The 9,415-nt window shown below is 50.0% G+C and carries 7 protein-coding genes and 2 pseudogenes; 8 read left to right on the top strand and 1 reads right to left on the bottom strand.

Annotated elements, in window-relative coordinates; all coding sequences use genetic code 11:
• The first annotated feature begins 121 nt into the window (after window positions 1–121).
• The 8 genes and pseudogenes from OP496_RS15965 to OP496_RS15930 all read left to right on the top strand — a co-directional run bounded on the left by OP496_RS15965 (window position 122) and on the right by OP496_RS15930 (window position 8,138).
• A pseudogene (locus OP496_RS15965) lies at window positions 122–978 on the top strand (IS30 family transposase).
• Window positions 979–1,328: 350 nt separating this feature from the next.
• Window positions 1,329–1,979, top strand: a complete 651-nt coding sequence (locus tag OP496_RS15960; RefSeq protein ID WP_280564786.1) for a sulfotransferase family 2 domain-containing protein — start codon at window positions 1,329–1,331, stop codon at window positions 1,977–1,979.
• Window positions 1,980–2,018: 39 nt separating this feature from the next.
• On the top strand, window positions 2,019–2,969 hold the full coding sequence (locus OP496_RS15955; RefSeq protein WP_280564785.1) for a glycosyltransferase: 951 nt from the start codon (window positions 2,019–2,021) through the stop codon (window positions 2,967–2,969).
• A gap of 232 nt (window positions 2,970–3,201) precedes the next feature.
• A protein-coding gene (locus tag OP496_RS15950) for an IS3 family transposase (protein ID WP_280564784.1) occupies window positions 3,202–4,337 on the top strand; the annotation gives its coding sequence in 2 pieces (ribosomal slippage) (window positions 3,202–3,475 and window positions 3,475–4,337; 1,137 coding nt in all).
• 63 nt (window positions 4,338–4,400) lie between these two features.
• Window positions 4,401–4,595: pseudogene (locus OP496_RS15945) on the top strand (IS3 family transposase); the annotation flags it as partial.
• Between the two features lie 63 nt (window positions 4,596–4,658).
• Window positions 4,659–5,645, top strand: a complete 987-nt coding sequence (locus tag OP496_RS15940) for a glycosyltransferase family 2 protein (RefSeq protein WP_280564783.1) — start codon at window positions 4,659–4,661, stop codon at window positions 5,643–5,645.
• 159 nt (window positions 5,646–5,804) lie between these two features.
• Entirely contained in the window at window positions 5,805–6,980 is a 1,176-nt protein-coding gene (locus OP496_RS15935) for a hypothetical protein (RefSeq protein ID WP_280564782.1), read from the top strand.
• 60 nt (window positions 6,981–7,040) lie between these two features.
• Window positions 7,041–8,138: a glycosyltransferase family 4 protein gene (locus OP496_RS15930; protein ID WP_280564781.1), complete on the top strand. Its 1,098-nt coding sequence runs from the start codon at window positions 7,041–7,043 to the stop codon at window positions 8,136–8,138.
• Window positions 8,139–8,198: 60 nt separating this feature from the next.
• On the opposite strand, the gene OP496_RS15925 is transcribed toward OP496_RS15930, so the two are convergent.
• The gene (locus OP496_RS15925) at window positions 8,199–9,011 is read right to left on the bottom strand and encodes a hypothetical protein (RefSeq protein WP_280564780.1); all 813 of its coding nucleotides are present in this window, start codon (window positions 9,009–9,011) and stop codon (window positions 8,199–8,201) included.
• Window positions 9,012–9,415 lie beyond the last annotated feature (404 nt).

The following is a 9,415-nucleotide window of genomic DNA, read 5'->3' as shown; positions in this document are numbered from 1 at the left end:
ACTGCGGCCTTACGTTCTTCGGAGTACCTTGGCATGGAAGCTCTCATACCACCCTCTCTGAGTGGGATTCAGGCGAAATCGCCATCTGGACAACTAGGCTGGCAGAGAGGGGCGTGCCACGATCCAGATCAGCCTCTCGAAGGGCTTGAGCATCAGGAAGGTAGCGGCTCTGCTCGAACGGTCCCCGGCGACGATCAGCCGAGAGATACGGCGCAATGGGTCGTCCGATGGCCGGTATCGCGCGTTACACTTGCAACAGCGCCGTCATGACCTTCGAGACGCTTACGTCTGCAGAGAAACGATCTACAGCGCCATCTACGCGTTGCCCGTCGGTGAGCTGAGAAAGGAACTGATCCATTGTCTGCGACAGGGAAAACCGACCCGCAAGCCGCGTCGTGGTCAGGTCGACCGGCGCAGCCAGATTCCGGACATGGTCAGCATTCACCTCCGCCCTCCAGAGGTGGAGAAACGTGAATTTCCTGGCCACTGGGAAGGCGACCTGATCAAGGGCAAGAACAATGCATCGGCTGTCGGCCCCCTCGTCGAACTCACAAGCGGTTACCTGATTCTGGCGAAGATGAACGATGCGACTGCCACCTCTGCTGTAGAGGGCTTCAGCGCGGCGCTGAATCGCATGCCGCTGGCTGCACGGAAGAGCATGACGTATGACCAAGGACGTGAGATGACGCAGCACGCCAAAGTCTTCCAGAATACCGGTGTCGCCATCTACTTCTGTGACCCGCACAGCCCATGGCAGAGGGGCGCCAAGCGGACGGCCGCCCCCTCAATATCAATGGACTCATACGTCAGTACTTGCCCAAGGGAACAGATCTATCGGTCTATAGCCAGCAAGAGCTGGATGAGATTGCGCTGGAGCTGAACATGCGCCCGCGAAAGCGCTTCGACTTCAAGTGCCCTATTGAGGTGATGAGCGAGCAGATGGCGAAGTACCATGAAGCTCCGTCATCGATACATTGACGGTGTTGCACTCAGAGCCTGCATCCGCCTTGTCTTTGGAAAAGATTACGTGTCAATTTCATACCTCCCCTTGGTAATTATAGTTGTTGGACAATTAGTCAATGTTTTCTTTGGAACTGTCGGTCACCTTCTTTCAGTGAGTGGTAACGAAAAAATTCACATTGTTAGGGCAGGTTGCCGCTGTTTTGAGTAATATACTATTCTGTATTACTTTAATCCCCAGCTTTGGCGTCGTTGGTGCAGCTTTAGCAGTGGCGATTAGTATTGTTATTTGGAATGCGGTACTAACTTGTTTTGTTTTGGTTAAATTAGAAATCCGGTCCACAGTGTTTTAGTCTTTGGAGATTTTTGTGCCTATTTTTTCAAAAGAAAACAAAAATGTATTGTTTATTCATATTCCAAAATCTGCAGGGAGTACGATAGAGAAAATTGGCGCTGACTTAGGGTGGAGTGAGAGTTTTTCAGTTCGCGGGAGATCTTTGGAAGAGATCAGGTTTTATAAGGCCAGCCTCCAGCACTTACATGCTAAGCCGCTAGAGTGCCTTCTTGATCTTGAAGGTTTTGACTCAGTTTTTACTATAGTAAGAAATCCGTTTTCACGTCTTAAGTCGGAATATTACTGGCAGCTGTCGCAAGGGATTACCAGTCTTAGTGTAGATGATTGGGTTTATGATGTTTTTAAGAGGTACTCGAAAAACAATTACGTCTATGATAATCACATTCGGCCGCAAGTGGAGTTTGTTCCAGCCAGTGTTCAGGCTCAAGTTTTTAAACTTGAGGAAAGCGCTATAGAGAGTGCTCGGAGTATTTTCTTAAGCCATTCTGCGGGGGCTAGGGGTATCAAATCTCGTGCTAAAAAATTGACATCAGTTTTTTCATTAGGAGCTCGGGAGAAGCAGTCTGTGAAAGATCCGGAGGTCGAGGCGAGGTTTAAGCTGCATTATGAGAGGATAGTCGAATTTTACAAAAAAGATTATTCGGAGTTCTCGTACAAAATTTGATTTCTAGTACTGTTGGTTAATATGAAAATCTCCATAGCCATGGCCACCTATAATGGTGCCAGATATATAGAAGAGCAGCTTCAAAGTTTCGTTGAACAGACCCGCCAGCCGGATGAGTTGATCATTACAGATGACTGTTCCTCCGATCAAACCGAAGCCATTGTACGCGAGTTTGCAACTACTGCGCCTTTTGCTGTCGAGTTTCATCGCAACCAAGAAAGTCTCGGATACTGCGGGAACTTCAGTGCGGCACTGACAAAGACGACCGGTGATTTGGTTTTTCTCAGTGATCAGGATGATGTGTGGTTTCCAGAGAAAATCGAATACATGCTCAATGTGGCTGAGCACAACTCGGAAGCGTTAGTGCTGATGAACGATGCAACGCTAACCGACGGTGAGCTCAACGAGGTAGGTCTTACCAAGATTGGACAGATTAAGTCCGCTGGTTTTTCCATGAAGAGTTTTGTCATGGGCTGCTGCTGTGCGATTAGAAGAGAGCTTCTTGATTTAAGCCTTCCTATTGGTAATGGTTACAAAGGGCATGATAACTGGCTGGTGTTTTTTGCAGAAGGTCTCGATGCTAAGCTGATAGAAGAAAAGTCTCTTCAATATTATCGTCGTCACGAATCTAACGAATCTCAGTTTATTGCTAACCGCACGACTAAAGTGACTAGGTTTCATAGATTTCTGCATCAATTCAGAGTCTTGTTTTCTTCTCGTCAAGATGAATCGATGAACTACCCTTCTCAGCACGATATTTTTGCTGAAGGGGTAAAGCGCGCAATGAGAGTTTCGCCAGAATTTTATCGGGATAAACTTCAGTCCCTGTATGATGAGACAATGGTGGTTTCTAGGTTGCATAAGCGAAGGGCCGAAATTCGCTCCCAAGGTGTATTGAAGCGCATTTGTGGTATTGCAAGTCTTTGTCGTGATGGTTCCTTGTCAAACAAGTACAGGTTTAAGTCAGCAGTTCGCGATCTTGTTGGCTAAAGCTCTCTATTTATTTTTCTTTTCCCCTTTGCTAAGAATGTTTTTTGGTATGTAAGTTATTGGTATTCATGTGACAGGGGGGGGGGTAATCGATTGATTTTAAAACCTGTTTGCGATAAGCGGGACTTATGCGAGATGGAGCTACAACAACCAGGTGACGCGTGAATGAGGTGGACCCCGGAATTCGGACCAGGCGCTAAGCTCTGATCAGACCGACCAGGAGAGCCTGATCATGAGCAGGAAACGTCGACAGTACAGCAGTGAGTTCAAGGCCAAGGTAGCCCTCGCCGCCCTCAAGGGCGATCAGACCACGTCGGAGATCGCGGCCCGCTTCGAGATCCATCCGACCATGGTGAGCCAGTGGAAACGCGAGCTGCTGGACAACGCCACCGGCGTCTTCGAGAGTAAGAGTGCCGGCAAGGCTGCCCAGAAGACCCAGGAGGAGATCGACACGCTCTATCGCGAGATCGGCAAGCTGACGGTGGAACGTGATTTTTTGTCACGCAGGCTCGATCGTTGAGCCGGGCCCAGCGCCTGGCACTGGTCGAGCCGCAGGCGCCCGACATCAGCCTCCGGCGTCAGTGCCAGCTGCTCGGTATCAGTCGTTCCTCGATGTACTACCAGCGCAAGGCGCTACGGGCCTATGACCTGGAGCTAATGCGCCTGATCGACGAGGAACACCTGCGCACACCGGTCTATGGATCACGACGGATGACGGCCTATCTCAATCGTTTGGGACACGCGGTAAACCGCAAGCGCGTTCAGCGACTGATGCGCCAGATGGGCCTACAGGCCGTCTATCCCAAGCCATGCACCAGCCGGCCGGGCGAGGGTCATCGGATCTATCCCTACCTGCTGCGGGGCCGTGTCATCGACCGCCCCAATCAAGTGTGGGCGACCGATGTAACCTACATCCCACTGGCACGCGGGTTCATGTACCTGGTGGCCATCATGGACTGGCACAGCCGCCGTGTGCTGGCCTGGCGAGTCTCCAACACCCTAGATGCGGACTTCTGCGTCGATGCCCTGGAGGAGGCCCTGGCGTGCCATGGAGCGCCGGAGATATTCAACACGGATCAAGGCTGTCAGTTCACCAGCCATGCGTTCACCGAGGTGCTGGAAGCCCATGATGTCCGGATCAGCATGGACGGCAAGGGCTGTTACCAGGACAACATCTTCGTGGAACGGCTCTGGCGCAGCGTGAAGTATGAGTGCGTCTACCTGAAAGCCTTCAAGGACGGGGCTCAGCTGAAACAGGAGCTGGGCCGCTACTTCACCTGGTACAACCAGGAGCGGCCTCACCAGGGACTGGACGATGCGACACCCGATGAGCTGTATTTCCCTCAACCACTAAACAAGGTGGCCTGACGCCGATGATGATTCGATCCGAGCTTAGATAGCCTGTCAGGTGGTCCAAGGAATGGGGTCCACTTCAACAACGCGTGCGCCGAGAGCTTCTTCCATAGCCTGAAGATCGAGGCGATTCATGGCGAACGTTTCGAGAGCCGGGCGGCCATGCGGCGGCAAGTGTTTGAATACATCGAACTGGACTATAACCGGCAGCGTCGGCACAGTGCGATTGGGATGATCAGCCCTGAGGCCTTCGAGGCCCGAATGATCTCTTAGATCGGTGTCCACGATTTCTGGGTAAGGTCATGACAAAACGGGCCGTCAGCACCGATCAGCACGGTGGATTTTGGCAATAACGGGCTTGCGAAAGCCAACTTGCACGTGGCGAATGGTCAAAAAATGCTCGCTGGCGGTGATAGGGAGAGTGTCGGCGCCGGCTTCACGGATTCAGGATTTTGTAAACAGGAGGGGAATGTGGATAACTCTATATCCGTTGTTATACCAGTACATAATAGGTTGTCTGAAGTGAAGCGAGCAGTTCGTTCTGTGTTGAGCCAAACATATGCAGCTTCGGAGATTTTGATTGTTGAGAATAACTCAGATGATCCGGCGGAAATTAAGTCGGTGATTGCAGAGTTTGAGTCCGATAAAATAGTATTTTATAGTCTATTGTGTTGTGAAAATGCAAATGTTGCACGTAATTTTGGTGCTGAGGAAGCCAGCGGGCGATTTATAGCTTTTCTAGACTCTGATGATGAGTGGGATGAAGACCACCTAGAAAACTGTATGCGAGTTATAAAGGTTTACAATTGTGACTTTGTTTATGGTGCTGCGCGTGTTTACAATGGGATTGAGTCAGAGATTAAATGCTCTAGAAATATTTATGAAGACGAAGAGCCAATTGACTTTCTTCTAGGGAAAAATCGGGGTTATGCGCAGACATCTTCATTTTTAATAAGTAAAGAAATCTGGGATCAAAATCGCTGGGATGAAAGTTTAAAAAGGCACCAAGATTTAGATTTTTTTTGCAGGGTTGTTAGTAATGTTCCCTCTGCATGCAATAAGAATTCTGACTACACGATACACTGGTTGAAAGGTGAGGTGAGAGATTTTGACTTTGAGTCAGTCAAACGTTTTTACTTAAATAACCGGGCTGCAATGGGGTTGTTTTCAGAGGTTAGGTATTTAATGATTATGATAGTGAGCTGCTTGAGGGCTAAAAGGTTTAAGTGCGTTTTGTTTTTCATATGTGCTGCTTTAAAGTTACCTGATAAATGTTTAAGTAAATTGTGTTATAAGAAAGAATTTACTACAAGAGTAGGCTGACATGTTTCAGCCGGGTCGAGCAATCGCCTGGTCTACCCGGCCAGACTCCGATATCGATAACATGCATTGTAGCTGATGAGGTTGAGGCTGTAGTACTAAGCTGGAGAAGTGAAGTTTAAAATTATGAGAAAATATAATTGACTAACTTTGGAAGTTTACGTGAAAGATCTTGATTGGATATTCGATTACGGGTTTCTGGGCATGAGGTTTTACGATCTGCCCAATTTTTTTATATGTGTAATTTTCGTTATGGTAGCGGGCCGTGCTTTGAAAGTTTCGGTGTTATATCAAAGCGTTTTGTTATTGCATTGCCTATTACCGTTTGTACTCAATGGTGTACTTTTCCCCTTCGAATATATGCCTGATGCGTTAAAGTACTGGCGTTCTTTTAATGCCATCCGTACGGGTGATATGGGAATACTAGATTCCTGGCTAGGAGGTAATGTCAACCAGGCTGCAGTACTATTTGCATTGATGCCATTTCCAGTAGCTGTTAGTCCTATCAGTCTTGGTTTTTACAATGCATTCCTTTACGCAGCACTTTTTTTCTGGCTGTACCGAAAACAGGTCTTTACCCCAGTTTCGCTCTGGTTTTTTCTACTTTATCCTAGCATGTCACTGTATACTGGAATGGGCCTTAGAGATACTTTTGTTTTTGTTTTTATGGTGTTGGCAGTTCAGTGGGCCAGGGAAGGGAAGTGGTGGCTAACTTTTTTTCCGCTTTATTTATTGTTTGAGATTAAGTTTCAGAACTTTTTTATTCTGGGGCCAGCTCTTTTGATCTATGTGTTGCTTGGAATTCGCAAAGCCGGAATTTCTGTTGGCAGGGCCGTCGCGGTGGTAGTTGTTTTAATCGTAACATTGATCGCGGCGTCGCCCTTTGCTCTGCCTAAAGTAAATAAGTTTCGGGTAGCTATGTATATAGAAGACGGTGGTGATGTGGGGGATGTTGCATTAATTTCTAGTCCGGGTGAATTTGTGTTATCCGGTTTGGTGGATGGGCTTTTATTTCTTTCAAAGCCATTTCCGTGGGAGGCTGGTAGCCCGCTGCAGTTAGTTCAAGCAGTCGAGAACATGGTGGTTTTGTTTTTTCTTTTTTTTGTGATACGTGTTGCCTGGAAGCAAGTTCCGAGGAAGCTTACCTTCTGGCTTTTGTTTATGGCTTTGGCATTATCGGTTTATGGGTTGGTGGTTTTTAATTATGGTACTGCTGCTCGATATCGTTACCCGTTTGTAGTGATGTTTGTCTTGTTTGTATGCGCAGACTGCGGAGTAAATCGGATGCTAAATGTCCGATTAAAAAGACGTAACCGTATTGTGAAAAAAGTTTCTTAATGAAGCTAACCCTTACCACCTCCCTATGTTGGGGCCGATCTCAATAGGATGGAATAGGATATGTCTACAGTAGTATTCACTTCGAACACCTCCTGGTTTCTTTACAATTTTCGCCGGAAGACGATTCGAGGTTTTGTTGATGCAGGCCACCGTGTGGTTTGCCTTTCTCCACATGACGATTATTCGCGCCGTCTTGGTGATGAACTTGGCGCCGAGTTTTTCTCTATTCCCCTTGATGGGAAAGGCGTCGGTATCTGGAAGGAGTTGAAGAGTCTTTTTTTTATTTTTAGGGCTATAAGGCGTTTGTCCCCAGATATTGTGTTCAATTCGACGATAAAAATGAATGTTTATATAGGGATTACTTGCAAGACTCTTGGGATTCCTTTTGCCAATAATGTTTCTGGGCTCGGTACCGCATTTATACATGATAGTCTGCTTTTTAAATTAGTTCGTCGAATATATGGAAGGATTAATCAAAAAGCTGTACGTGTCTTTTTTGAGAATGAAGACGACAGAGAAGTCTTTGAAGCTTATAAGCTACTTGGAAATACACCCGTAACGGTGCTGCCCGGCTCCGGCGTGGATTTGCAGCGATTTTCGGCGTCGCCTTTGCCGGGAACCAGCCCCTTTACCTTTATTATGATTGCCCGTTTGCTGGGTGATAAGGGAGTAAGGGAATACGCTGAGGCTTGCCGCCAGTTGAAGGCTGAGGGACGAGATGTACGCTGCCTGCTGGTGGGGCCGATGGGAGTGAGTAACCGCACGGCGATTGCTGAAGACGAGGTGCGCCAGTGGCAGGCTGAGGGCATTGTGGAATATCTCGGTGCCACTGACGATGTGCGGCCTTTGATTATGCAGGCCCATGTGTTGGTGCTGCCCTCATACCGCGAGGGCATGCCTCGCACGGTGCTGGAAGCCGCTGCCATGGGTCGTCCGGCGATTGTTACGGATGTGCCTGGTTGCCGTCATGCCATAGAGCCGGGAGTAACCGGATGGCTGTGTGAAGTGCGCAGTGCCGATTCGCTGGTAGACCAGATGCGGAGGGTGATGACGATGGGGGCTTCTGAATTGCAGAATGCGGGCGATGCCGCGCGGGAGCGGATGGAGGAGAGGTTTAGTGAAGATGTGGTGGTGCGCGCCTATCTCGATTGTTTGTGACCTCAGTTCAAGAAGTTATCGTATGCTTCTTGGACAAAACATTGTTTCGATGAACCCAGCTCATGTCGGCACCTGAATCTCCAGCGGAAGGTAGGGTACTTCCGGCAGTGCTCCCAGGCGTAACCATCTTCTCGCCTGGTCATGGGCTCCCATCAGGCCACTACGCTCCACCGCGGCACTCAGGTAAATACGCCCCCTGAGGGTGCCAACGGCGGAAACGATCAGGAAGAGGGCGTGCTGCGTGCCCAGCCCCTGCTTGCCCTGCTTCATTTCATTGAACTCCCAGCGGGCTTCCTGGGTGCTGTTTCCCGAGCCACTGACCAGACAGGTGTACTGCTTAAAATCGGCTGTGTGCTGAAGCTCACCCTTGCCGGCTGCGCCGAGAGGCTTGATGGCGAACCGTCCGGTTTTCGTGACACTGATCGCGACGCCTTCGCTCTCTACTCGCCTTGGCGCCAGGTCGATGATCCTTACCCCCTGGGGAGTCTCCAGGGTGAGGCGCAGTTGGGCCGAAACGAAGCGCAGCCCCGCGGTGGGCTGAAAGTCACAGCACAGCTCGAGGGCCCCGGCGGGCTGATCACAGATACGAAGAGGCGCGGTATCATGCAGCGCCAGCAGCAGGCGGCATTGACGTATCTCCAGGTCGGTAATGGTCTCGGGTATCGTGCTTGGCAGGCGCTTGACACGCCGCATATATCGGGGGACTTTCCCTCCGGCGGTTGAGCGGGGCAGTGACCGGTAGGTCGTGTGTTGATCGGGGAGTGGCGGTGAAACAGGCTGTAAGGGGGCGGACGCCATGCTGCCCGTTACCAGGCTCTGGTCGGTTGGTGGGTCTGGATACAAGTTCTCATCGATCAAGGTAGTCGGGGTCATCGGGCATCACCTGCGGGTTGTGTGCCACCCGGGCCGGGGCGGTTTCTCTCCAGCATAGCAGCACAGGTTATGTGATTAGCCCCCGGGACGGCCCCCGGCTTAGCCACTGGGACAGTCCCCGGCCAACCCACGCCGGTGACAGTCCCGCGTTGCTCGGGGCAGTCCCGCGTGGGTGCGATGCTGCGGCACCATAGCCTCCCGGGAAAGTCCAGGGCAGGGAAAATGCATGAAAAACCGCTCTACGACGGGCCTCGTAGCGCTTTACCAATAGGAGCTCATGTGGTCATCTAGCAGCTTTCGCTCATGGATGATCCGATGCTGACACCGTCTCTTATGCACCATTTATCGATTGTTCCCGACTTCCGCCAGGCGTGGAAAGTGCAGCATCAGTTGTCAGATATCTT

Source organism: Chromohalobacter sp. 48-RD10 (assembly GCF_029889785.1).
Lineage (GTDB): Bacteria > Pseudomonadota > Gammaproteobacteria > Pseudomonadales > Halomonadaceae > Chromohalobacter.
The sequence above is the reverse complement of the archived record's forward strand: the minus strand, read 5'-3'. Positions and strand labels throughout refer to the sequence as shown.

Bases quoted from the DNA above. Each gene is read 5' to 3' on its own strand.
- OP496_RS15955 (WP_280564785.1), top strand. From the start codon at position 2,019: ATGGCCACCTATAATGGTGCCAGATATATAGAAGAGCAGCTTCAAAGT.
- OP496_RS15930 (WP_280564781.1), top strand. From the start codon at position 7,041: ATGTCTACAGTAGTATTCACTTCGAACACCTCCTGGTTTCTTTACAAT.
- OP496_RS15925 (WP_280564780.1), bottom strand. From the start codon at position 9,011: ATGACCCCGACTACCTTGATCGATGAGAACTTGTATCCAGACCCACCA.